Consider the following 23,740-nt stretch of genomic DNA (forward strand, 5'->3'; position numbering starts at 1 on the left):
CTATTAATATAGAGTGCCTGCGGTTCGGGAAACCGATAACAACCGCTGCCGGCGTCGTTCCGAGATAAGGTCAGAACGGCATCAACCTCCGGCGGCAGTTGGCTGCAACCCGATTCAGTTTACTGAATCACCCGATTACCAGACCTGGCGAAAAACTACTGCGCGGCGTACCTATCCGACCCGCAGAGCACTTTTCGCAGAGTCGAACTGTTATGTTCTTTCCGACCACTCTTAAGACTGGCGGAACCAACGAACAGAAAACAAGCCACCAGCTAACAACAGCTACCCTACATGGCGTTTGCAAAAAACAAGAAACTGGTACAGGACTTCTCGAAAGTCACTATTTCGCTGGCCTCGCCCGAATCCATTCTGGAGCGGTCGAACGGGGAAGTAGTGAAGCCCGAGACGATCAACTACCGGACGTACAAGCCCGAAATGGGCGGCCTGTTTTGCGAGCGGATTTTCGGTCCGGTGAAGGACTGGGAATGCCACTGCGGCAAATACAAGCGGATTCGTTATAAAGGCATCATCTGCGACCGTTGCGGCGTAGAAGTGACCGAGAAGAAAGTACGCCGGGAGCGGATGGGCCACATCGAACTGGTGGTGCCCGTTGCGCACATTTGGTACTTCAAGTCCCTGCCCAACAAAATCGGTTACTTGCTAGGCTTGCCTACCAAGAAACTCGACCAAATCATTTATTACGAGCGGTATGTAGTAGTACAGCCGGGCGTATTGGCTGAAGAAGGCGTACAGCAACTCGACTTCCTGACGGAGGACGAGTACCTCGACATCATCGATAAGCTTCCTCGGGAGAATCAGATGTTGCCAAATGAGGACCCCAATAAATTTATTGCCCGGATGGGTGCCGACGCGCTGCAACTCTTGCTGGAGCGTATCAACCTCGACGAACTATCGTACTCGCTGCGTGACTCTGCTGCGCACGAAACGTCGCAGCAGCGTAAAGCAGAAGCGTTGAAGCGTCTGCGCGTAGTGGAAGCTTTCCGCGACGCCGCTACTCGCATCGAGAATAAGCCAGAGTGGATGGTAATCCGCATGGTGCCGGTAATTCCACCGGAACTGCGCCCACTCGTACCGTTGGATGGTGGCCGTTTCGCTACTTCCGACTTGAACGACCTGTACCGCCGTGTTATCATCCGTAACAACCGCCTCAAGCGCCTGATCGAAATTAAGGCTCCTGAAGTAATTCTGCGGAACGAGAAGCGCATGCTACAGGAAGCTGTGGACTCGCTGTTCGACAACTCACGTAAGGTGAATGCCGTGCGTGCGGAAGGCAACCGTGCCCTGAAGTCGCTGTCTGATATGCTGAAAGGCAAGCAGGGCCGTTTCCGTCAGAACCTGCTCGGTAAGCGTGTCGACTACTCAGGCCGTTCGGTAATCGTTGTGGGTCCGGAGTTGAAGCTGCACGAGTGCGGTCTGCCCAAGAACATGGCGGCCGAGCTGTTCAAGCCGTTCATTATCCGTAAGCTCATTGAGCGCGGCATTGTGAAGACGGTAAAGTCGGCAAAGAAAATTGTTGACCGTAAGGACGCCGTCGTGTGGGACATCTTGGAGAACGTGCTGAAAGGCCACCCAGTGCTCCTAAACCGGGCTCCCACTTTGCACCGCTTGGGTATCCAGGCGTTCCAGCCGCGCCTCATCGAGGGTAAAGCTATTCAGCTGCACCCCTTGGTATGTACCGCTTTCAACGCTGACTTTGACGGTGACCAGATGGCTGTGCACGTTCCCCTCGGACCGGCCGCTATTCTGGAAGCCTCCATGCTCATGCTGGCGTCGCACAATATCCTTAACCCTGCCAACGGCGCACCTATTGCGGTACCGTCGCAAGACATGGTTCTGGGTTTGTACTACGTAACCAAAGGCAAGCGCAGCACCGACGACGAGCAGATTCAAGGCGAAGGCCGCATGTTCTACTCGGATGAGGAAGTGGTTATTGCCCTCAACGAAGGTCAGCTGTCTAAGCACGCCTACATCAAGGTGCGTACGCTAGTGCGCGACGAGAACGATGATCTTGTTACTAAGATCATTGAGACCGTAGCCGGCCGTGTGCTGTTCAACCAGCTTGTACCAACCGAAGTAGGTTTCGTAGATGAGTTGCTGACCAAGAAAAAGCTTCAGCAAATCATTTCGATGGTGTTCAAGCGGACCGGTATGGCCCGCACCGCGCAGTTCCTCGACGACATCAAGACGCTGGGTTTCCAGTCGGCTTACAAAGGTGGTTTGTCGATGGGTCTGGGGGACATCAACATCCCGAAAGAAAAGGATGCCCTCGTAGCTCAAGCTCAGGCCGACGTAGCTGCCGTAACGCAGAACTACCAGATGGGTCTGATTACGGACAACGAGCGTTACAACCAGGTTATCGACATCTGGACGCGCATCAACAACCAAATCACTGAAACCCTCATGGGTCGCCTCGAAAAGGAGAACCAGGGCTTCAACTCGATTTACATGATGATGCACTCCGGTGCCCGTGGTTCGCGTGAGCAGATTCGTCAGCTCGGCGGTATGCGGGGTCTGATGGCTAAGCCGCAGAAGTCGTTGCAGGGTTCGGTAGGGGAGATTATCGAAAACCCGATTCTATCTAACTTCAAAGAAGGCCTAGATGTAATCGAGTACTTCATTTCCACCCACGGTGCTCGTAAAGGACTTGCCGATACAGCGCTGAAAACGGCTGACGCCGGCTACCTGACCCGTCGTTTGGTGGACGTGTCGCAGGACGTAATCGTAAACGAAACGGACTGTGGTACCCTACGTGGCATCGAAACCTTCGCGTTGAAAGACAACGAAGATGTAGTAGAGCCACTGTCGGAGCGTATCCTGGGTCGTGTAGCAGTACATGATGTTGTTGACCCGGTAACGGATGAGGTGATCCTGCCAGCTGGTGAGGAAATCACCGAAGATATTACCCGTCGTATCGACAATGCTGGTATCGAGTCGGTGGAAATTCGTTCGGTACTGACCTGCGAATCGAAGCGTGGTATCTGCGCCAAGTGCTACGGCCGTAACCTGTCGTCGGGCCGCATGGTTCAGAAAGGCGAAGCGGTTGGTGTAATTGCTGCTCAGTCTATCGGTGAACCAGGTACTCAGCTTACCCTGCGTACCTTCCACGTAGGTGGTACAGCTTCTAACATTGCAGTAGAAGCTAGCTTGCGTGCCAAATTCGCTGGGGTGGTTGAGTTCGAAGACATCCGCACCGTGGAAACTGCCAACCCTGACGGGGAGCCGGTGAAAGTGGTAATGGGTCGTTCGGGTGAAATCCGCATCGTGGAGAAAGGCACCGGCAAGGTGTTTATTTCCAACCACGTGCCTTACGGCTCGTTCTTGCTGGTCGAGGAAGGTCAGGAAGTGGAGAAAGGCCAAGAACTGAACAACTGGGACCCGTACAACGCCGTTATTTTGGCCGAGTTTGATGGTACCGTTCAGTACGACGCCATTACCGAAGGCATTACCTATCGTGAGGAGTCGGACGAACAGACTGGTCACCGCGAGAAAGTAATTATCGAATCAAAGGCCAAGGACCAGAACCCAGCCATCATTGTTCGTCCTGGCAAAAAGGGCGAAGAAGAAGGCCAGCGGAGCTACAGCATCCCGGTAGGTTCGCACTTGAACGTGGAGAACGGCCAGAAAATCAAGGCTGGTTACATCCTAGCCAAGATTCCGCGTGCCGTGGGCAAAACCCGCGACATTACCGGTGGTCTGCCCCGTGTTACAGAACTCTTCGAAGCCCGTAACCCGTCGAACCCGGCCGTTGTGTCGGAAATCGACGGTGTGGTAACCTACGGTACCGTGAAGCGTGGTAACCGTGAAATCTTCGTGGAGTCGAAAGACGGCGTCAAGAAGAAGTACATGGTGCCGCTGTCCAAGCACATTCTGGTACAGGACAACGACTTCATCCGGGCTGGTATGCCACTCTCCGACGGCGCCATCACACCATCCGACATCCTGAGCATCCAGGGTCCGGGTGCAGTGCAGGAATACCTCGTGAACGAGATTCAGGAAGTATACCGCTTGCAGGGTGTGAAGATCAACGATAAGCACATCGAGGTGGTAGTTCGCCAGATGATGCAGAAAGTTGTGATTCTGGATGCCGGTGATACGTCGTTCCTCGAAAACCAGGTAATCGACAAGATTATCTTCATGGAGGAAAACGACACCATCATCGACATGAAGGTGGTAACCAACGCTGGCGATTCGCCGAACCTGAAGCCCGGCCAGATTGTGAGTGCCCGTCGCCTGCGCGACGAAAACTCCAGCCTGCGCCGCCGCGACCTGCAACTGGTAGAAGTACGCGACGCACAGCCGTCGGTATCTCGCCCAACCTTGCAAGGTATCACGCAGGCTTCGCTGGGCACTCAGTCGTTCATCTCGGCCGCATCCTTCCAGGAAACGACCAAGGTGCTGTCGGAAGCTGCCATCCGTGGCAAGGCCGACGAACTGCTGGGCCTGAAGGAGAACGTAATCGTTGGTCACCTCATTCCGGCCGGTACCGGTCTGCGCGAGTACACTCGTCAGGTTGTCGGTTCGAAAGAGGAAATGGAAGCCCAGCAGTCGGCCAAAGCCGACGACGCAGTGGCTCCAACCAAACGTCCGGCTCGCGCTTCACGTCGCGAATCGGTGCAGGATTAGTACTGAGTTAAGAGAATAGGAGAAGCCGACCGGAGCAATTCGGTCGGCTTTTTCTTTATTAGCGGTTTCAATAAAAACGGCCACCGCACCCACGGCCCTACATCTACACCACATGAACCAACCCCAGCAACCCGACCCGAACGCTCCGCAAGATCCGAATGCCATCAACATTGAGCTTTCGGAAGAAATAGCAGAAGGCGAATACGCCAACCTAGCTATGATTGCCCACAGCAATAGTGAGTTTGTAGTTGATTTCATTCGCCTGATGCCCGGCTTGCCAAAAGCCAAGGTGAAGGCACGCATTGTCATCACACCAGAGCACGCCAAACGGCTACATGCAGCTCTTGGCGAAAATATCGAGAGGTACGAACAAGCATTCGGCACTATCAAGGCGCAACAGGACACCCCTAACTATCCAATGGGATTTGGAGGGAAGATAGGGGAGGCGTAAGCCCATCGAAATAGTTCTACTGTAGAAGCGCTTCTGTCTATATACAGAAGCGTTTTTTCGTTTACCAGACCGCTGAATTTCAGGAAAGAGAGGTCGTGCAAGCAGTCAACTAGCGGTGGCGGCTTTTCTCTAAAATTATCTATTTCAACCCGTTTGCTATTCTAACCCAACTTCTATACCTTTGCAAGCCTAATTTTTTGGGAGAGAACCCTCCTTGACAAAACACACAATAAATGCCTACCATCAATCAGTTAGTACGGAAAGGCCGCGAGAAGCTGACGACGAAGTCGAAGTCGCCGGCTCTTGATTCGTGCCCGCAGCGCCGTGGCGTTTGCACCCGCGTATACACCACCACGCCTAAGAAGCCGAACTCGGCTATGCGTAAAGTAGCTCGTGTGCGCCTCACCAACGGTAAGGAAGTCAACGCCTATATCCCAGGCGAAGGCCACAACCTGCAGGAGCACAGCATCGTGCTGATTCGTGGTGGCCGCGTGAAAGACTTGCCCGGTGTACGTTACCACATCATCCGTGGTGCCTTGGATACTGCCGGTGTAAACGGTCGTACCCAGCGTCGCTCGAAGTACGGCGCTAAGCGTCCGAAGCCAGGTCAACCAGCCGCAGCAGCAGGCAAAGGCGGCAAACCAGGAGCTAAGAAGAAGTAATCGAAACCGAGTGAGGTAGTGCGAAGTGCTGGATAGCACATGGTTCTTATCCCACTTCCCGCTGTCTCAACTCATTTCTATACCCATGAGAAAGTCAAAACCAAAGAAGCGCATCCTCCTGCCCGACCCTAAGTACAAGGAGACGCTAGTAACCCGTTTCGTCAACTACATGATGTACGACGGGAAGAAAAACCTGGCTTACACCATTTTCTATGATGCCTGCGACCTAGTGGAGCAGCGCACCAAAGAAAGCGGCGTTGAAATGTGGCGCAAGGCCCTGAACAACGTAATGCCAACCGTAGAAGTAAAGAGCCGCCGTGTAGGTGGTGCTACTTTCCAAGTTCCAATCGAAGTACGTCCTGATCGTCGTATTTCGGTAGGTGCCAAGTGGTTGATTCAATATGCTCGTCGTCGTGGTGAGAAAACCATGAAAGACAAGCTGGCTGGCGAAATTATTGCTGCCGCAAAAGGTGAAGGTGCTGCTGTTAAGAAGAAAGACGACACGCACCGGATGGCTGAGGCCAACAAAGCCTTCTCGCACTTCCGCTTCTAAAAAAATGAGTGATTGAGTGAATGAGTGATTGAGTTTTATGGTTAACACCGCAAACTCGACAATCACTTATTCACTCATTCTCTCATTCACTCATATAAAGAGACATGGCTGTTAACAAAGACCTGCAATACCTCCGCAACATTGGGATTATGGCGCACATCGACGCCGGTAAGACCACAACCTCGGAGCGCATTCTTTACTATACTGGTAAGACCCACAAAATCGGGGAAGTGCACGAAGGTGCCGCCACGATGGACTGGATGGAGCAGGAGCAGGAGCGTGGTATCACCATCACGTCGGCTGCTACTACTACGTTCTGGAACTATCCTACCAACGAGCAAGGTGACCCAACTGCGGACACCAAGCAATATAAAATCAACCTGATTGACACTCCTGGCCACGTTGACTTCACGGTAGAAGTTGAACGCTCGCTGCGGGTTCTTGACGGTGCTGTTGCTCTGTTCTGCGCCGTATCGGGTGTTGAGCCGCAGTCGGAAACCGTATGGCGTCAGGCTGACAAGTACAAAGTGCCCCGCATCTGCTTCGTTAACAAGATGGACCGTGCTGGTGCTGACTTCTTCAAAGCCGTTAATGAAATCAAGGAGAAGCTAGGTGCCAACCCAGTTCCTCTGCAGATTCCAATCGGCGCTGAAGATACCTTCAAAGGTGTTGTTGACCTGCTGACCGGTAAGGCTATCGTATGGGATGATGCCACGCAAGGCAAATCCTATCACGAGATTCCAGTTCCCGAGGATCTGGTTGACACCGTTGCTGAATGGCGTCAGAAGCTGGTAGAAAGCGTTGCTGAATACGACGAAGTTCTGCTGGAGAAATTCTTTGATGATCCAGACAGCATCACGCGTGAGGAAATGATGGTCGTTATCCGCAAAGCGGTTATCGACATGAAGTTCTCGCCCGTAATGTGCGGTTCGGCTTTCAAAAATAAAGGTGTTCAGTCGATGCTCGACGGTGTAATGGCTTACTTGCCTTCGCCTCTCGACATGCCTGCCATCGTGGGTACCAACCCAGAAAGCGGTGAGGAAATCGAGCGTCACCCCGACAACGACGAGCCTTTCACGGCCTTGGCGTTCAAAATTGCTACCGACCCCTTCGTAGGCCGTCTGTGCTTCTTCCGTTGCTACAGCGGCGTGTTGGATGCTGGTTCGTATGTGTTCAACAACCGTACAAATAAGAAGGAGCGTATCTCGCGTTTGATGCAGATGCACTCCAACAAGCAGAACCCAATTGATAAAATCCAAGCCGGTGACATTGCTGCTGGTGTGGGTTTCAAAGACATCAAGACTGGTGATACGCTGACCGACGAGAAGTCGCGCATCGTACTTGAGTCGATGTCGTTCCCTGAGCCTGTTATCGGTTACGCCATTGAGCCTAAAACTCAGGCTGACGTTGACAAGATGGGTATGGCCATTGCCAAGCTGGTAGAAGAAGATCCTACCCTAGTAGTACAGACTGACCCCGAGACGGGCCAGACCGTACTGAAAGGTATGGGTGAGCTCCACCTTGAAATCATTATCGACCGTATGCGTCGTGAATTCAAAGTGGAAATCAACCAAGGTGCTCCTCAGGTTGCATACAAAGAGGTACTGACCAAAACCGTTGAACACCGCGAAACTTACAAGAAGCAGACTGGTGGTCGTGGTAAGTTCGGTGACATCGTATTCGAACTCGGCCCGAAACTGGTTGATCCAGAGAAGCCAGGTTTGGAGTTCGTGAATGACATCACGGGTGGGGTAATTCCTCGTGAATTCATCGCGCCAGTTCAGAAAGGTTTCGAAGAAGCTATGAAGAACGGTCCATTGGCAGGCTTCCCTATCGAGGGCATGCGTGTTCGCCTGTTCTTCGGTTCGTACCACGATGTTGACTCGGATGCTCTGTCGTTCGAACTCGCAGCCCGTGGTGGTTTCCGTGAAGCCGGTAAAAAAGCTGGTCCGAAATTGCTCGAGCCTATTATGGCTGTAGAAGTAGTTTCGCCAGATGAGTACACCGGTCCAGTAACGGGTGACTTGAACCGTCGTCGCGGTATCATGAAAGGCATGGACACCAAAGGCGGTGCTCAGGTTATCAAGGCTGATGTTCCGTTGTCAGAACTGTTCGGCTATGTGACTTCACTACGTACGATTTCTTCGGGTCGTGCTTCGGCTTCCTTGACTTTCTCGCACTACGATCAGGTGCCGCAAAACTTGGCCGACGCCATCATTGCTAAGCAAAAGGGTAACGCTATTCGCTAATCCGCTTTCACACACAAGACATGAACCAGAAAATTCGCATCAAACTCAAATCCTACGACCACAACTTGGTGGACAAATCGTCGGAGAAGATCGTGAAGGCGGTGAAGGCTACGGGCGCTATCGTAAGCGGCCCTATCCCATTGCCGACCGACAAAGAGAAATTCACTGTTCTCCGTTCCCCCCACGTGAACAAAAAGTCGCGTGAGCAATTTCAGCTTTGCACTTACAAGCGTCTTGTTGACATCTATTCCACTTCATCTAAGACGGTTGATGCACTGATGAAGCTTGAGTTGCCAAGCGGTGTTGACGTTGAAATCAAAGTCTGAGGACTGAGTTTGTCGACTAATTAGGTAATACCCTACTGACTCTCGAGTTGGTAGGGTATTTTCTTTTACGACGCAAGGATGATTACTTCTTAGGATTGGTTGGAAAAACCCAATTAGTTGGCACTGGCTAGCTCACAACAAGTATAAGTTGAGAGCTAAAGTCGTGACAGTGAAAATATTTGAGAATGACGTTGTTAATTCTCGTAACAATTTCCTAGCTTTGCACTCCCATTACGAAAACGCCACTCGGGCGTTTTCTTCTGCGTCTTTTACTAAACAAAAACAGAATGCCTGGCATCATCGGTAAAAAGATCGGTATGACAAGCCTCTTCACTCCGGACGGGAAAAACATCCCTTGCACGCTCATCGAAGCGGGTCCGTGCGTAGTGACGCAGGTTAAGACTACTGAGAAGGACGGCTACACAGCTATCCAGCTCGGGTACGGCGAGAAAAAAGCAAAGAATACCACCAAAGCTTTGGCTGGTCACTTCGCAAAAGCCGGTACTACCCCCAAGAAAAAATTGGTTGAATTCCGCCTCGACGCAGAGTCTACGTACGCTGCTGGTGCTGAAATCAACGCTTCCCTCTTCGAGGAAGGCGAATTTGTTGACGTAGTAGGCACTTCGAAAGGCAAAGGCTTTCAAGGCGTTGTGAAGCGTTACAACTTCGCTGGTGTAGGCGGCCAGACCCACGGTCAGCACAACCGTCTACGTCACCCTGGTTCTATCGGTGCCTGCTCGTGGCCTTCGCGCGTATTCAAAGGAATGCGCATGGGTGGCCGCATGGGTAACGACCGGGTGAAAGTGCAGAACCTGAAGGTGATGCGCGTGGTAGCCGACAAGAACCTCATCCTGGTGAGCGGTTCGATTCCCGGTGCCAAGAACTCTTTCGTGGTCCTGGAAAAATAACCTTGAAGATGGAACTGTCAGTATATAACATCAAGGGTGAAGACACCGGCCGCAAGGTAACGCTGCCGGAAGCCGTATTTGGCTTGGAGCCCAACGAGCACGTGATGTATCTCGACGTGAAGCAGTACTTGGCCAATCAGCGCCAAGGCACGCACAAGTCGAAGCAGCGCAATGAAGTGCACGGTACTACCAAGAAGCTGAAAAAGCAAAAAGGCACCGGTGGTGCTCGTGCCGGTAGCATGAAGTCGCCAGTGTTCATCGGTGGCGGCCGTGTATTCGGTCCTGAGCCCCGCGACTACGGCTTCAAGCTCAACAAAAAAACCAAGCGTCTTGCTCGTCTGTCGGCTCTTTCGAGCTTGGCTAAAGACGGCAAAGTGGCCCTCGTAGAGAACATCACGCTGTCGGCTCCTAAGACCAAAGACTTCCTCAGCATCCTGAACGGCCTCAAGCTGAACAACGGCAAGAAGACGTTGCTGGTAACTGGCGAAGTAGACAAGAACGTAGTTCTATCGGCTCGTAACATTCAGCGCGTAACCGTAGCCACGCCCGTTGCCCTGAACACCCACGACCTGTTGAACACGGACACGCTGCTGCTGTCAGAGGACGGCCTGAAGTCGTTGGAACAACTTTATACCGTCGCTGAGTAATGAGCACACTGAAGAAACCAATCGTGACCGAGAAGGCCACGGGCCTGAATGAAAAAGGCCAGTACGTTTTCGAAGTAGAGCGTACCGCGAATAAGGTTCAGATCAAGAAGGACATCGAGCAGTTCTATGGCGTAACGGTTGTTGGCATCAGCACCATGCGTACGAACGGTAAGATCAAATCTAAGTTCACGAAGGGTGGGTCCATCTCGGGCCGTCGCGCCCATGGCAAAAAAGCCGTCGTGACCGTGAAAGAAGGCGACGTTATCGACTTCTACAACGGCATCTAGCCTCGCGCCCTTTCTGCAAAAGAGCATAATCTAAGCAAGAGTAATGGCACTCAAACAACTAAGACCAACATCACCGGGTCAGCGCTTCCGTATCGCCCCGACGTTCGACGAAATCACGACGTCGACGCCAGAGAAGTCGCTGTTGGCACCCATGAAAAACTCCGGTGGCCGCAACAACTCTGGTAAAATGTCTAACCGCTACATCGGCGGTGGACACAAAGCCAAGTATCGTATCGTAGACTTCAAGCGTGACAAGGCTAGCGTGCCTGCCACGGTGAAGACCATCGAGTACGATCCAAACCGCACGGCTCGTATCGCCTTGCTTCAGTACGCCGATGGCGAAAAGCGCTATATCATTGCGCCCGCTGGCGTTGAAGTAGGCCGCACGGTTGTATCGGGTTCTGGTGTTGCGCCGGAAGTAGGCAACGCATTGCCGCTCCGCGAAATCCCACTGGGTACTATTGTTCACAACATCGAGCTGATGCCCGGTGCCGGTGCAGCAATGGCCCGCTCGGCTGGCACGTACGCCCAGCTCGTAGCCCGTGAAGACAAATACGCCACTCTGAAACTGCCTTCCGGTGAGATGCGCATGGTTCTCGTAACCTGCATGGCAACCGTTGGTACCGTATCGAATGGTGACCACATGAACGTACGTCTCGGCAAAGCCGGTCGTAACCGTTGGTTGGGTCGTCGTCCGCGCGTTCGTGGTGTTGCAATGAACCCTGTTGACCACCCAATGGGTGGTGGTGAAGGTAAATCGTCGGGTGGTCACCCACGTAGCCGTAACGGCATCTTTGCTAAAGGTCAGAAGACCCGCAACAAGAACAAGTACTCAGAGCAGCTCATCGTTAATCGCAAAGGCAAGAAATAACCAATGGCACGTTCACTAAAAAAAGGGCCGTACATTGACTTCCGGCTCGAGAAAAAAGTAACGACGATGGAAGAATCGGGCAAAAAGGCAGTCATCAAGACTTGGTCGCGCCGCTCGATGATTTCTCCAGACTTCGTTAGCCACACCTTCGCGGTGCACAATGGCAATAAATTCATCCCGGTATACGTGACCGAAAACATGGTCGGTCATAAGCTCGGCGAGTTCGCACCAACGCGCAACTTCCGTGGCCACGTAGCCAAGAAAGATAAAGGCAAACGCTAAGATGGAAGCAAGAGCTAAACTAAGTAATGTTCCTACCTCGCCGCGCAAAATGCGCTTGGTAGCCGACATGGTACGTGGTCAGAAAGTGACCCGCGCCTTGGGCTTGCTGAAATTCGAAGCCAATTCAGGTGCAGAGCGTATCGAGAAACTGTTGCTTTCGGCTTTGGCTAACTGGCAGCAGAAAAACGAAGACGAGCGCATCGAGGATGCCAACCTCTATATCAAGGAGATTTTCGTGGACGAAGGACGTCAGTTGAAGCGTCTGCGTCCTGCTCCTCAGGGTCGTGGTCACCGCATCCGCAAGCGTAGCAACCACGTCACTCTGGTAATTGACGCAAAAGTTGAGCGCATCGGGAGCAAAGCAGCTATTGAAGCTGTTGCTGCTACAACTACTGAAGGCAAAGCCACGAAAACTCGTCGTAGCTCAGCCAAGAAATCCACTGAAACTACGGCTCAAGCCTCCGCATAAGCACTATGGGACAGAAAGTAAATCCGGTTGGCTTCCGTCTAGGCGTCATCAAAGGATGGGACTCGAACTGGTACGGCGGCAAGGACTTTGCCGACAAGCTGGTTGAGGACGAAAAAATCCGCAAATATATCCTCGCTCGTATCCCGAAAGGTGGCATTAGCCGCATCGTTATCGAGCGTACACTCAAGCGCATCACCATTACCATCAACACGGCTCGTCCGGGTGTAGTAATCGGCAAGGGTGGCGCTGAAGTTGACAAGATCAAGGACGAACTAAAGCAGATTACCAGCAAAGACGTTCAGATCAACATCTTCGAAATTAAGCGTCCGGAACTCGATGCCAAACTGGTAGGTGAGAGCATTGCTCAGCAGTTGCAGGCTCGTATCTCGTTCCGTCGTGCCATGAAGATGTCCATCCAAGCTGCAATGCGTGTTGGTGCCGAAGGCATCAAGATCCAGTGTGGTGGCCGTTTGGGTGGTGCTGAAATTGCCCGTTCCGAGCAGTACAAGGAAGGTCGTACGCCGCTGCACACGCTGCGCGCTGACATCGACTACGCTTTGTCGGAAGCTCAGACCGTATATGGCAAGATCGGCATCAAGGTATGGGTGATGCGTGGAGAAGTGTTCGGCAAGCCCGACCTCTCCCCAAATCAGGTTCCTGCCAACCAAGGCAACGAGACGCGCGGTGGCAACGACCGTGGCCCACGCGGTGAGCGTGGTGACCGTGGCGGCGACCGTGGCCCACGTCGTGACCGGGGTGGCGACCGTGGCGGTGATAACCGCGGCGGCGCTGGTGATAACCGCGGTGGCAATGCTGGCCCACGTCGTAACGGTCCTGCTGGTGGTGGCAACCGTGGTGGCGGTGCTCCACGTCGCTAGTCCTTTTCCTTCTTCTGAATTTCAATTTTAATAACTCATGTTACAACCGAAAAGGACCAAGTATCGCAAGATGCAAAAGGGTCGCGTGACAGGTCTCGCCTTCCGCGGCAGCTCCATAGACTTCGGTTCCTTCGCTATCAAATCGTTGGAAGTGGCTTGGATTACGGCTCGCCAGATTGAGGCTGCTCGTATCGCCATGACCCGCGCTATGAAACGTGAAGGGCAAGTATGGATCCGTATTTTCCCAGACAAGCCCATTACCAAGAAGCCTGCTGAAGTGCGGATGGGTAAGGGTAAAGGTTCGCCCGAATATTGGGTAGCCTGCGTGAAGCCTGGTACCATTATGTTTGAATCGGACGGCGTATCGCTGGAAGTGGCTCAGGAGTCGCTCCGTCTGGCTGCTCAGAAGTTGCCAGTTCGGACTCAGTTTGTTGTTCGTCGCGACTACGTAGAAAGCAAGTAAGATGAAGAACACTGAAATCCTGGCTCTCTCGGATGAGGCCCTGAACGAACAAATTAAGACCGAAAAAGCCAATGGCCAGTCGTTGCGTTTCGCGCACGCCATTTCTCCATTGGAAAACCCAGGTCGTTTGAAAACTAGCCGCAAGAACGTCGCCCGTTTGCTGACTGAGCAGACCCGTCGGAAGAACGAGCAGGCTAATAAAACTGCTAACTAACGATGGCAAGCAACGAAGAGCAGCAGGCAACATCCGCCGTTGAGCGGAATCTGCGCAAAGAAATCATCGGGCGCGTTACCTCCGCCAAGATGGATAAGTCCATCACCGTGATGGTGGAGAGCAAAATGAAACACCCGATCTACGGTAAGTTCGTTACCAAGTCGACCAAGTTCATGGCTCACGACGAAAATAACGAATGTGGCGAAGGCGACACAGTTCGCATTATGGGCACTCGCCCATTGAGCAAGAACAAGCGCTGGAGATTGGTTGAAATTGTAGAACGCGCCAAGTAAGATGATACAGCAAGAATCCCGTCTGACCGTCGCTGATAACAGCGGCGCCAAAGAAGTTCTCTGCATTCGTGTCCTCGGTGGCACGGGCAAGAAATACGCCAGCGTAGGCGACAAGATTGTAGTTGCAATCAAATCGGCTATTCCTTCTGGTAACGCTAAAAAAGGCACTGTATCAAAAGCAGTTGTAGTTCGCACGAAGAAAGAGATTCGTCGTAAAGACGGCTCTTACATTCGTTTCGACGACAACGCTGCGGTACTGCTCAACAACAACGATGAGCCCCGCGGTACCCGCATCTTCGGCCCAGTAGCCCGCGAACTGCGTGAAAAGCAGTTTATGAAGATTGTTTCGCTCGCTCCTGAAGTTCTCTAAGCAATGGCAACGAAGACCAAAGACAAAAAGCCTGCGAAACTGCACGTGAAAACTGGTGATACCGTTTTGGTTATTGCTGGTGATGAAAAAGGCAAAACCGGCGTTATCAAGTCGGTGAACCGCACCACGGAGCGTGTTATCGTAGAAGGCCTGAACCTAGTAACTAAGCACAACAAACCAAGTGCAAAGAATCCTCAGGGCGGCATCACCAAGATCGAAGCTGGTATTCACGTGAGCAACGTGAAGGCCGTGGAAGCTCCCAAAGCCTAATTCGGTACTACGACAATGGCACGACTCAAAGAGAAATATCAAAAGGAAGTAATACCGGCGCTCCAGGAGAAATTCCAGTTCAAGAGCATTATGCAGGTACCACGCATCACCAAGATCTGCATTAACCGCGGTATTGGTGCTGCTGTAGCTGACAAGAAGCTGGTGGATAACGGTGTAGAAGAGCTATCAACCATCACTGGTCAGAAAGCTGTTCCAACCATTGCAAAGCGTTCGGTTTCGAACTTCAAACTGCGCGAAGGAATGCCGATTGGTGCCCGCGTGACGTTGCGTGGTGAGCGGATGTATGAGTTCATGGACCGCCTGTTGACGGTTGCTCTGCCCCGTGTACGTGACTTCAAAGGCATCAACGACAAAGGCTTCGACGGTCGGGGTAACTATACCTTGGGCGTAAAAGAGCAAATCATCTTCCCTGAAATTTCGATTGACAAAATCAAATCGATTTCGGGTATGGATATTACCTTCGTAACGAGCGCCGAAAACGACGAGCAGAGCTATGAGCTTCTTAAAGCTTTCGGTATGCCTTTCGCTAACGCCAAGAAACAAAACGACTAATGGCTAAGGAATCAGCAAAAGCAAGAGCGCGCAAGCGCATCGCTCTGGTTGCCCGCTACGCCGAAAAGCGCAAGGCGCTGAAGGCCGCTGGTGACTACGAAGGTTTAGACAAGTTGCCCCGTGACTCTTCGCCTGTGCGTCTGCACAACCGCGACCTGATCGACGGCCGTCCTCGTGGTTACATGCGTAAGTTTGGCATTAGCCGTGTACGCTTCCGCGAAATGGCGCTGGCAGGTAAGATACCCGGTGTAACAAAGTCCAGCTGGTAATTTGTTACCTATTGCTTCTTAGCTTTTGCTAAAAGCAATTATACTTGGCAGGTTGCCGAGAGAAACCATTGGCCGTTCCCGCAAAGACGAGCCAAGAAGTCTTAAACGAAAATTTCACTGCCGTCTTTCGGCGGCAGTGAAATTTTCATATCTTTGCGGCTCCCTAAAAAAGGGCGCCTCTTTTTTTACCCCAAAATGAACACAGATCCAATTGCCGATTACCTGACCCGGGTGCGCAATGCCATCAAGGCAAATCACCGGGTAGTAGAGATTCCGGCCAGCAACATCAAGAAGGAAATTACGAAGGTGCTCTACAAAAAGGGCTACATTCAGAGCTACCGTTTTGATGATGCTGCAGTACAAGGCACGATCAAAATCGCGCTGAAGTACAACCCTGCTACAAAGCAGCCTGCCATTACGAAGTTGGAGCGTGTCAGTTCACCTGGTTTGCGTACTTATGCAGCCGTTGACAACATGCCCCGCGTACTGAGCGGTCTGGGTATTGCTATCCTCTCTACTTCGAAAGGGGTGATGACGGAAAAAGAAGCTAAAGCCGAGAACGTGGGCGGCGAAGTGCTGTGCTACGTTTACTAATCGACAAGAACTAGATATGTCACGCATTGGTAAACTGCCCATCAGCCTGCCCTCCGGTGTTCAGGTTGAAGTGAGCAAAGAAAACGAAGTAACTGTAAAGGGTCCTAAGGGTACTCTGTCGGTTCCGGTTGACCGCGACATTACGGTTACGCAAGCCGATGGTCAGTTGGTAGTTGAACGTCCTACCGAGCAGAAGCGCCACAAGGCGATGCACGGTCTCTATCGTTCGCTACTAAATAATTCCATTCAAGGAGTTAGCACTGGCTACGAGCACAAACTGGAATTAGTAGGTGTAGGTTACAAAGCTGCAATGGCTGGTACTACGCTCGAACTTTCTCTAGGTTACTCACACAACATCTTCTTGGCGTTGCCAAAGGAGGTCACTGCTACTGCAGTAACTGAGAAAGGTAAAAACCCCATCGTTACTTTGAGTAGCATCGATAAGCAACTGCTCGGCCAGGTGGCCGCTAAGATTCGTTCGTTGCGCAAAGTGGAGCCTTACAAAGGCAAAGGTGTGCGCTTCGTGGGTGAGCAGATTCGTCGTAAGGCTGGTAAAACGGCTTCGAAATAATAACACATCATGGCTTTCGATAAAGCAACTAGAAGAAAACGGATCCAGCGCATCATCCGCACTAAGGTGGCTGGCACGTCCGAGCGTCCACGCTTATCGGTGTTTCGTAGCAACACGGGCATTTATGCTCAGATTATCGACGACACTACCGGTCATACGTTGGCGTCTGCTTCCTCGAAGCACGTTTCGGTGGAAGGGGGCAACGGAGTCGCCCTCGCTGCCGCAGTCGGCAGAGAAATTGCCGCCCGTGCTACAGGAAAAGGAATTTCGAAAGTGGTATTTGACCGTTCCGGTTATCTCTACCACGGCCGCGTAAAATCATTGGCAGAAGGAGCCCGCGAAGGCGGCCTCAATTTCTAAATCATCATGGCAGAATTTAACAACGGCCCTCGTGGTGGCAACGCCGACAACCGTGGCGGTGGCAATGACCGTCGTGGTGGTGGCAATGACCGTCGCGGCAATGACCGTAACGCCGAACAGTCGCGTACTGGTGACTCGGATTTGAAAGAGAAAGTAGTTGCTATCAACCGCGTAGCTAAAGTAGTGAAAGGCGGTCGTCGCTTCAGCTTCTCGGCCATCGTAGTAGTAGGTGACGGTAACGGAACCGTAGGTTACGGCCTCGGTAAAGCAAACGAAGTAACCGACGCCATTGCTAAAGGCATTGACGACGCAAAGAAAAACCTCGTGCGCGTTCCTCTTTACAAGCACACTGTGCCTCACGTAATGGAAGGCAAATATTCTGGTGGCTTCGTGCTGGTACAGCCAGCAGCTGCTGGTACTGGAGTAATTGCGGGTGGTGCTATGCGTGCAGTATTTGAAAGCGCTGGTATCAAGGATGTACTGGCAAAGTCTAAAGGATCTTCAAACCCACATAACGTGGTTAAGGCTACTTTTGATGCTTTGCTGAAAATGCGGGACCCAATGCAAATTGCTCAGGCTCGCGGCATCACTCTCGCCCAAGTTTTTAACGGTTAATAAGCAATGGCGCAGATTCAAATTAAACTCGTCAAAAGCGTTATTGACCGCCCAGAGCGTCAGAAGCGCACAGTTAAGGCCTTAGGTCTTGGCAAAATTGGCAGCACCAAAGAGGTAGAATACACTCCTCAGGTAGCTGGAATGATAGCTGCAGTGCAGCACTTGTTGGAAGTAACCGCACTTTAGGATATCCCGACCATGAATCTCAGCAATCTCCAACCTGCCGAAGGCTCAACGCGCAACAACAAGCGCCTTGGCCGCGGAACGGGTTCCGGCCGTGGCGGCACTTCGACGCGCGGTCACAAAGGCCAAAAGTCCCGTTCGGGCTATTCTAAAAAGTCAGGCTTCGAAGGTGGCCAGATGCCGTTGCAGCGCCGTGTGCCTAAATTCGGTTTCAAAAATATTAACCGGATCGAATACAAGGCAGTTAACTTAGACGTGTTGGCTGGGTTAACTGAAAACGGTACTGTTACCACGCTTGACAGCGCTTTCTTTGTGTCAGCAGGACTAGCTTCGAAGAGTGCCAAGATCAAAGTACTAGGCCGCGGTGAAATCACCAAAGCTTTGGAAGTTCACGCTCATGCTTTCTCAAAATCTGCTGTTGAAGCTATTGAGAAAGCAGGGGGTAAAGCTGTGACGCTGTAAAGCAAGATTGGCAATGAACAAGTTCATCACTACGATTAAGAACATTTTTGCGATTGAAGATCTGCGTATGCGGATCTTCAATACGCTTTTCTTCATTGCCATATACCGGTTAGGTTCTTTCGTGGTACTACCGGGCGTTGATGCAACTCGTCTGAAGACGGGTGGTGCGTCAGGGGTGTTTGGTATCCTGGATACTCTGCTTGGCGGTGCATTCAGCAATGCTTCCATCTTTGCCTTGGGTATTATGCCTTACATCTCGGCTTCTATTGTATTGCAACTGCTTACGATAGCTGTGCCATATTTCCAGAAGCTTCAAAAAGAGGGAGAGTCAGGCAGAAAGAAGATCAATCAGTATACACGTATTCTCACCATCCCTATTGTGATGGCGCAGTCGGTAGGATTCATTGCTACCATTAATGCTGACGCTATCATCAGCCCCGGCACATTTTTCACCATCACTACGATGTTGATTATCAGTGCTGGTACGCTGTTTTGTATGTGGTTAGGTGAAAAGATTACTGATAAAGGCATTGGCAACGGCATTTCTATGATCATAATGATCGGAATTGTATCCCGTCTGCCAGGTGCCATTATTGGTGAAGCGGCTGCTAAAGGCATGCGCGGTTCATTAATTTTCTTAATTGAACTAGTTGTCTTGTTTTTAGTAGTAATGGCAGTTATTGTGCTGACGCAAGCTGTACGCCGAATTCCAGTACAGTATGCAAAGCAAGTAGGGAGTACTGCTCAGCTAAACGCACAGCGTCAGTTTATCCCGATGAAGGTTAATGCTGCTGGTGTAATGCCAATTATCTTCGCTCAGTCGTTGATGTTTGTACCAGCTATTTTAGCTTCTGTTTGGCAAAATGATAGCGAGACTGCAAGCTATATTGGTGTGAAGTTTTCGGACTACACTTCGTGGCAGTACAACTTGGTTTTTGCCACACTTATCATTGTCTTCACGTACTTCTATACGGCTATCAGTGTCAATCCTAACCAGATTGCTGATGACTTGAAGCGGAGCGGTGGTTTTGTTCCCGGTGTTAAGCCAGGACGTGACACTTCAGAATATATTGATGAAGTGCTTACTCATATTACTCTGCCTGGTGCTGTTGCCCTAGCTTTGATAGCTATTTTCCCCTCGCTTGCTCTATTAGCTGGCGTGACTCGTCCTTTCTCAGCCTTCTATGGTGGTACTTCGCTCATCATAATGGTGGGTGTGGTATTGGATACTCTCAATCAAGTAGAAAGCTATTTGTTGATGCGCCATTATGATGGTATGATGAAAACGGGCAAGTTGCGTGGCCGTTCGCAGAACATAGCAATGGCTTCCTAATCAGTCATGATTGTTTACAAGACTGAAGAAGAGATAGAACTTATCCGGGCTAGTGCGAAAGTATTAGCTCAAGCTCACGGGGAAGTCGCGGGCATGATCAGAGAAGGAATTACAACGCGAGAGCTAGATCAGCGCGCTGAAGAATTCATTCGGGATCATGGCGGTCAACCTTCTTTCAAAGGCTACAACGATTTTCCGTATAGTCTCTGTATCTCACCTAACGCTGTTGTGGTTCATGGATTTCCAGGCGACCATACACTTAAAAACGGTGATATTATTTCGGTTGACTGCGGCGTGCTTTTAAACGGGTATCATTCAGACAGTGCTTACACTTACCCAGTCGGGGAAGTGTCACCAGAAGTGCTTCAGCTTCTAGATGAAACTAAAAAGTCGCTATATCTCGGTATCGAACAGGCAGTGGCTGGTAACCGAATGGGTGATGTTAGCTATGCCATCCAAAATCATGTTGAAAAACAAGGTTATGGAGTAGTTAGGGAACTTGTCGGCCACGGGATTGGTAAGAAACTGCATGAGCGGCCTGAAGTGCCGAATTACGGTAAACGTGGTTCGGGGCTAAAACTGCAAACCGGGTTAGTTCTTGCCATTGAGCCGATGGTGAATTTAGGAAAAAAGGATGTAGTACAGGAAAAGGATGGCTGGACCATTCGGACCAAAGACTACAAACCATCAGCGCACTTTGAGCATACCGTAGTCATACGAAAAGACAAAGCGGAGATTCTTACCTCTTTCGAATACATAGAAAAAGCCTTACAGTAGCCTTATGGCAAAACAAACTTCCATTGAGCAAGACGGAGTCATCCTGGAAGCCCTTTCCAACGCCATGTTTCGAGTGGAACTGGAAAATGGTCACCAACTGATTGCCCATATCTCGGGTAAGATGCGGATGCACTACATTAAGATTTTGCCGGGAGATAAGGTAAAACTGGAAATGTCACCCTACGATCTGTCGAAGGGACGAATTGTGTACCGTTACAAATAAACCGACGACATGAAAGTCAAAACGTCCGTCAAGAAGCGTAGCGTTGATTGTAAAATCATCCGCCGCAAAGGCAAACTCTACGTCATCAACAAAAAGAACCCGCGCTATAAGCAGCGTCAAGGGTAGTAGCACCAGACTTTTTAATAAAGCACATGGCTCGTATTGCAGGGGTAGATATCCCAGATAACAAGCGCGGTGAAATCGCGCTGACCTACATTTTCGGCATCGGCCGTCCTTCTGCCCAGCAGATCCTTACCAAAGCAGGTGTTGACCTGAACAAGAAGGTGAAAGATTGGACTGAAGCAGAGGCTGGTGAAATCCGCGGCGTAATTGCTGCTGAGTTTAAGACCGAAGGTGTACTGCGCTCAGAAGTGCAGTTAAACATTAAGCGCCTGATGGACATCGGTTGCTACCGCGGTCTGCGTCACCGCAAAGGTCTGCCTGTTCGTGGTCAGCGTACCAAGAACAACTCGCGTACCCGTAAGGGCAAGCGCAAGACCGTTGCTGGCAAGAAAAAAGCTACTAAATAAACTGTAGCGGAAATCGACTTCTGCATTGACATAGTTAAGGTAGGGGTCAACACCTTCCGCGTATTTTCGCGATAACCAAATGGCACAAAAGAGAAAAGACAAAGCCAAGAAGCGCGTTGTCGTTGTTGAGCCAGTAGGCCAAGTACACATCAAGGCTTCGTTCAACAACATCATCATTTCCATTACCAACAATAATGGCCAAGTTATTTCTTGGGCTTCTGCTGGTAAAATGGGCTTCCGTGGCTCTAAGAAGAACACGCCTTACGCTGCTCAGATGGCTGCTACCGATTGTGGTAAAGTAGCTCACGACTTGGGCATGCGCAAAGCCGAAGTGTTTGTTAAAGGTCCGGGTGCTGGCCGTGAGTCGGCTATCCGTACGCTGGGTAACGTGGGTATTGAGGTAACGACCATCAAGGACGTGACGCCGCTGCCCCACAATGGCTGCCGTCCTCCCAAACGTCGTCGCGTATAATTATCTGAACTGGTAAGCCCAGTGCTTACCTCCGGTGTCGGGTTTCTGGTGCGCCCTTTCTCTATAGTAAGGCGTATCTGAGAAGCCCGACACGCGCAGTTCAACCCCCTCAAAACTCAACAACCCCGAAATGGCACGTTATACCGGTCCAAAAACCAAGATTGCCCGTCGCTTTGGTGAGCCAATCTTTGGCCCAAGCAAGGCACTCACCAAAAAAGCGTATCCTCCTGGCCAGCATGGCCGTGGTCGTCGCAAAAAGCAAAGCGAGTATGCTGTCCAGCTGATGGAGAAGCAGAAAGTTAAATATATGTACGGTGTGCTTGAGAAGCAGTTCGAGAACCTGTTCCATAAAGCAGCCACGATGCCCGGTATCACCGGTGACAACCTGTTGGCTTTGTTGGAGTCTCGCCTTGATAACACCGTATACCGTTTGGGCATTGCTACGACGCGTCGGGCTGCCCGTCAGCTAGTGTTGCACAAACACGTTACTGTTAACGGCGAAATCGTAAATATTGCTTCTTACAAGCTCCGTGCTGGTGATGTTGTAGCAGTACGTGAAAAGTCAAAATCACTGGAGGCAATTACTACTAGCCTAAGTGCTCGTAACGCTCGTGCTTTCTCGTGGTTGGAATGGGACGGCAAGGAAATGGCTGGTAAGTTCATCAGCGCTCCTTCGCGTGAGTTGATTCCGGAGAAAATCACGGAGCAGCTTATCGTCGAGTTGTACTCGAAGTAATCAAAAGCTGGCCTGTTCACGCAGGTCAGTTTCTTGCTTCGACTTTCTTTAAATGGATTCAAGTATTGGGTAGTGGGTACTGAGGCACTTCTATAGGCTTCTATACTCAATACCCATTACTCAATACTAAAACCGCCCCAACTTATGTCAATCTTAGCTTTTCAAATGCCGGAGAAGGTAGTAATGGAGAAATCCGACGACTTCTACGGAACGTTTGAATTTAAACCGCTGGAGAAAGGCTACGGCGTCACGATCGGCAACGCATTACGCCGTATCCTGTTGTCGTCGCTGGAGGGCTACGCCATCACGTCGGTTCGCACCAGCAGCGTTCTGCACGAGTTCATGACCATTGAGGGGGTGATTGAGGACATGTCCGAAATCATCCTCAACCTGAAGCAAGTGCGCTTCAAGAAGGTTAGTGATGCAATAGAGGATAAAATCACTGTTCGCATCAAAGGCCAAGAGACATTCACTGCTGGTGATATCAACAAATTTACCAATGGATTTGAGGTCCTAAACACGGACCTCATTATCTGCCATGTTGATCCTTCGGTAGAATTAGAATTTGAATTCTCGATTCAGAAAGGTCGTGGTTACGTGCCTGCTGAAGAAAACAAGCCAGCCGACCAAGTATTTGGTCAGATTGCAATTGACGCCATCTTCACGCCAATTAAAAACGTGAAGTACAGCATCGAAAACACTCGGGTAGAACAAAAAACCGACTATGAGAAGCTCCTCATCGAGATTCACACGGACGGCTCCATTCACCCAGAGGAAGCACTGAAAGGTGCTGCCAACATCCTTATTCAACACTTCATGCTGTTCTCGGACAGCACCATGACCTTCGAAACGGCTAAGGCTGAAGAAGAAGAGACTGTGGATGAAGAAACCCTGCACATGCGTAAGGTTCTGAAGACGCCATTGGCAGATATGGACCTCAGCGTGCGCGCTTACAACTGTCTCAAAGCCGCTGATATCAAAACTCTCGGTGATTTGGTGCAGTTGGATATGTCAGACATGATGAAGTTCCGCAACTTCGGTAAGAAGTCGCTGACTGAGCTGGAAAACCTCGTGGAGGAAAAAGGCCTGAACTTCGGCATGGATTTGAGCAAATACAAGCTCGACGAAGAATAGAAATATTTAAGGTGCTCTTCCTAGCAAGGCTTTCGCCTATGGGATGAGCACCTTTTTTTGCCCATTCATTT

General features: G+C 51.0%; 34 protein-coding genes. All 34 read left to right on the forward strand.

Going from position 1 to position 23,740, the window contains the following annotated elements; all coding sequences use genetic code 11:
- Positions 1–291 precede the first annotated feature (291 nt).
- Positions 292–4,644 (forward strand): DNA-directed RNA polymerase subunit beta', encoded by a 4,353-nt coding sequence (gene rpoC, locus J0X19_RS04250; RefSeq protein ID WP_206981593.1) that lies wholly within the window; start codon positions 292–294, stop codon positions 4,642–4,644.
- Between the two features lie 112 nt (positions 4,645–4,756).
- On the forward strand, positions 4,757–5,095 hold the full coding sequence (locus tag J0X19_RS04255) for a DUF3467 domain-containing protein (RefSeq protein WP_206981595.1): 339 nt from the start codon (positions 4,757–4,759) through the stop codon (positions 5,093–5,095).
- A 233-nt stretch (positions 5,096–5,328) separates the two neighbouring features.
- Positions 5,329–5,757, forward strand: coding sequence for a 30S ribosomal protein S12 (rpsL, locus tag J0X19_RS04260; protein WP_022822120.1), 429 nt, complete (start codon positions 5,329–5,331; stop codon positions 5,755–5,757).
- An 85-nt stretch (positions 5,758–5,842) separates the two neighbouring features.
- Positions 5,843–6,310 carry a 30S ribosomal protein S7 gene (rpsG, locus tag J0X19_RS04265; RefSeq protein WP_206981605.1) on the forward strand — a complete coding sequence of 156 codons (468 nt, stop codon included), beginning with the start codon at positions 5,843–5,845 and terminating at the stop codon, positions 6,308–6,310.
- A 104-nt stretch (positions 6,311–6,414) separates the two neighbouring features.
- Positions 6,415–8,559 (forward strand): elongation factor G, encoded by a 2,145-nt coding sequence (gene fusA, locus J0X19_RS04270; protein WP_206981606.1) that lies wholly within the window; start codon positions 6,415–6,417, stop codon positions 8,557–8,559.
- A 20-nt stretch (positions 8,560–8,579) separates the two neighbouring features.
- A complete protein-coding gene (gene rpsJ / locus J0X19_RS04275) occupies positions 8,580–8,885 on the forward strand; it encodes a 30S ribosomal protein S10 (protein ID WP_022822123.1) in 306 nt (101 codons plus the stop codon).
- A gap of 287 nt (positions 8,886–9,172) precedes the next feature.
- Complete coding sequence (rplC, locus tag J0X19_RS04280; protein ID WP_022822124.1) at positions 9,173–9,793, forward strand: 50S ribosomal protein L3; 621 nt, start codon at positions 9,173–9,175, stop codon at positions 9,791–9,793.
- 8 nt (positions 9,794–9,801) lie between these two features.
- Positions 9,802–10,440 carry a 50S ribosomal protein L4 gene (gene rplD, locus J0X19_RS04285; protein WP_022822125.1) on the forward strand — a complete coding sequence of 213 codons (639 nt, stop codon included), beginning with the start codon at positions 9,802–9,804 and terminating at the stop codon, positions 10,438–10,440.
- Complete coding sequence (gene rplW / locus J0X19_RS04290; protein WP_022822126.1) at positions 10,440–10,727, forward strand: 50S ribosomal protein L23; 288 nt, start codon at positions 10,440–10,442, stop codon at positions 10,725–10,727. Before rplD ends, rplW begins: the two co-directional genes overlap by 1 nt.
- A gap of 43 nt (positions 10,728–10,770) precedes the next feature.
- Positions 10,771–11,598 (forward strand): 50S ribosomal protein L2, encoded by an 828-nt coding sequence (gene rplB / locus J0X19_RS04295; RefSeq protein WP_022822127.1) that lies wholly within the window; start codon positions 10,771–10,773, stop codon positions 11,596–11,598.
- Positions 11,599–11,601: 3 nt separating this feature from the next.
- Positions 11,602–11,880, forward strand: coding sequence for a 30S ribosomal protein S19 (gene rpsS, locus J0X19_RS04300; protein ID WP_022822128.1), 279 nt, complete (start codon positions 11,602–11,604; stop codon positions 11,878–11,880).
- Between the two features lies 1 nt (position 11,881).
- Positions 11,882–12,349 (forward strand): 50S ribosomal protein L22, encoded by a 468-nt coding sequence (gene rplV, locus J0X19_RS04305; protein ID WP_022822129.1) that lies wholly within the window; start codon positions 11,882–11,884, stop codon positions 12,347–12,349.
- 5 nt (positions 12,350–12,354) lie between these two features.
- Positions 12,355–13,227 carry a 30S ribosomal protein S3 gene (gene rpsC / locus J0X19_RS04310; RefSeq protein ID WP_206981608.1) on the forward strand — a complete coding sequence of 291 codons (873 nt, stop codon included), beginning with the start codon at positions 12,355–12,357 and terminating at the stop codon, positions 13,225–13,227.
- Positions 13,228–13,264: 37 nt separating this feature from the next.
- Positions 13,265–13,690, forward strand: coding sequence for a 50S ribosomal protein L16 (gene rplP / locus J0X19_RS04315; RefSeq protein ID WP_022822131.1), 426 nt, complete (start codon positions 13,265–13,267; stop codon positions 13,688–13,690).
- A gap of 1 nt (position 13,691) precedes the next feature.
- The gene (gene rpmC, locus J0X19_RS04320) at positions 13,692–13,904 is read left to right on the forward strand and encodes a 50S ribosomal protein L29 (RefSeq protein ID WP_206981609.1); all 213 of its coding nucleotides are present in this window, start codon (positions 13,692–13,694) and stop codon (positions 13,902–13,904) included.
- Between the two features lie 2 nt (positions 13,905–13,906).
- Complete coding sequence (gene rpsQ / locus J0X19_RS04325) at positions 13,907–14,197, forward strand: 30S ribosomal protein S17 (protein WP_206981617.1); 291 nt, start codon at positions 13,907–13,909, stop codon at positions 14,195–14,197.
- A gap of 1 nt (position 14,198) precedes the next feature.
- Positions 14,199–14,567, forward strand: a complete 369-nt coding sequence (gene rplN / locus J0X19_RS04330) for a 50S ribosomal protein L14 (protein WP_022822134.1) — start codon at positions 14,199–14,201, stop codon at positions 14,565–14,567.
- Positions 14,568–14,570: 3 nt separating this feature from the next.
- A complete protein-coding gene (rplX, locus tag J0X19_RS04335; RefSeq protein WP_022822135.1) occupies positions 14,571–14,837 on the forward strand; it encodes a 50S ribosomal protein L24 in 267 nt (88 codons plus the stop codon).
- Positions 14,838–14,852: 15 nt separating this feature from the next.
- Positions 14,853–15,410: a 50S ribosomal protein L5 gene (gene rplE, locus J0X19_RS04340; RefSeq protein WP_206981619.1), complete on the forward strand. Its 558-nt coding sequence runs from the start codon at positions 14,853–14,855 to the stop codon at positions 15,408–15,410.
- Complete coding sequence (gene rpsN, locus J0X19_RS04345) at positions 15,410–15,679, forward strand: 30S ribosomal protein S14 (protein ID WP_022822137.1); 270 nt, start codon at positions 15,410–15,412, stop codon at positions 15,677–15,679. The genes rplE and rpsN overlap by 1 nt, the downstream gene beginning before the upstream one ends.
- Positions 15,680–15,874: 195 nt before the next feature.
- Positions 15,875–16,273: a 30S ribosomal protein S8 gene (gene rpsH / locus J0X19_RS04350; protein WP_206981980.1), complete on the forward strand. Its 399-nt coding sequence runs from the start codon at positions 15,875–15,877 to the stop codon at positions 16,271–16,273.
- A gap of 16 nt (positions 16,274–16,289) precedes the next feature.
- Positions 16,290–16,844, forward strand: coding sequence for a 50S ribosomal protein L6 (gene rplF / locus J0X19_RS04355; protein WP_206981622.1), 555 nt, complete (start codon positions 16,290–16,292; stop codon positions 16,842–16,844).
- Between the two features lie 9 nt (positions 16,845–16,853).
- Positions 16,854–17,204: a 50S ribosomal protein L18 gene (rplR, locus tag J0X19_RS04360; RefSeq protein WP_022822140.1), complete on the forward strand. Its 351-nt coding sequence runs from the start codon at positions 16,854–16,856 to the stop codon at positions 17,202–17,204.
- Between the two features lie 6 nt (positions 17,205–17,210).
- Positions 17,211–17,819, forward strand: coding sequence for a 30S ribosomal protein S5 (gene rpsE, locus J0X19_RS04365; RefSeq protein WP_022822141.1), 609 nt, complete (start codon positions 17,211–17,213; stop codon positions 17,817–17,819).
- A 6-nt stretch (positions 17,820–17,825) separates the two neighbouring features.
- Positions 17,826–18,005, forward strand: coding sequence for a 50S ribosomal protein L30 (gene rpmD / locus J0X19_RS04370; RefSeq protein WP_206981630.1), 180 nt, complete (start codon positions 17,826–17,828; stop codon positions 18,003–18,005).
- 12 nt (positions 18,006–18,017) lie between these two features.
- Positions 18,018–18,464 carry a 50S ribosomal protein L15 gene (rplO, locus tag J0X19_RS04375; protein ID WP_206981632.1) on the forward strand — a complete coding sequence of 149 codons (447 nt, stop codon included), beginning with the start codon at positions 18,018–18,020 and terminating at the stop codon, positions 18,462–18,464.
- Positions 18,465–18,477: 13 nt separating this feature from the next.
- The gene (gene secY, locus J0X19_RS04380) at positions 18,478–19,797 is read left to right on the forward strand and encodes a preprotein translocase subunit SecY (RefSeq protein ID WP_206981634.1); all 1,320 of its coding nucleotides are present in this window, start codon (positions 18,478–18,480) and stop codon (positions 19,795–19,797) included.
- A 6-nt stretch (positions 19,798–19,803) separates the two neighbouring features.
- Complete coding sequence (gene map, locus J0X19_RS04385; RefSeq protein ID WP_206981636.1) at positions 19,804–20,574, forward strand: type I methionyl aminopeptidase; 771 nt, start codon at positions 19,804–19,806, stop codon at positions 20,572–20,574.
- A 4-nt stretch (positions 20,575–20,578) separates the two neighbouring features.
- The gene (gene infA, locus J0X19_RS04390) at positions 20,579–20,797 is read left to right on the forward strand and encodes a translation initiation factor IF-1 (RefSeq protein WP_022822146.1); all 219 of its coding nucleotides are present in this window, start codon (positions 20,579–20,581) and stop codon (positions 20,795–20,797) included.
- 9 nt (positions 20,798–20,806) lie between these two features.
- Positions 20,807–20,923, forward strand: coding sequence for a 50S ribosomal protein L36 (rpmJ, locus tag J0X19_RS04395; protein ID WP_044003233.1), 117 nt, complete (start codon positions 20,807–20,809; stop codon positions 20,921–20,923).
- Between the two features lie 26 nt (positions 20,924–20,949).
- Complete coding sequence (gene rpsM / locus J0X19_RS04400) at positions 20,950–21,327, forward strand: 30S ribosomal protein S13 (protein ID WP_022822148.1); 378 nt, start codon at positions 20,950–20,952, stop codon at positions 21,325–21,327.
- Positions 21,328–21,406: 79 nt separating this feature from the next.
- The gene (gene rpsK, locus J0X19_RS04405) at positions 21,407–21,799 is read left to right on the forward strand and encodes a 30S ribosomal protein S11 (RefSeq protein ID WP_022822149.1); all 393 of its coding nucleotides are present in this window, start codon (positions 21,407–21,409) and stop codon (positions 21,797–21,799) included.
- Positions 21,800–21,929: 130 nt separating this feature from the next.
- Positions 21,930–22,535, forward strand: a complete 606-nt coding sequence (gene rpsD, locus J0X19_RS04410) for a 30S ribosomal protein S4 (RefSeq protein WP_206981644.1) — start codon at positions 21,930–21,932, stop codon at positions 22,533–22,535.
- A 144-nt stretch (positions 22,536–22,679) separates the two neighbouring features.
- Positions 22,680–23,669, forward strand: coding sequence for a DNA-directed RNA polymerase subunit alpha (locus J0X19_RS04415; protein ID WP_026879784.1), 990 nt, complete (start codon positions 22,680–22,682; stop codon positions 23,667–23,669).
- The last annotated feature ends 71 nt before the right edge of the window (positions 23,670–23,740 follow it).

This window comes from Hymenobacter telluris, assembly GCF_017313265.1.
GTDB classification, from domain to species: Bacteria; Bacteroidota; Bacteroidia; order Cytophagales; family Hymenobacteraceae; genus Hymenobacter; species Hymenobacter telluris.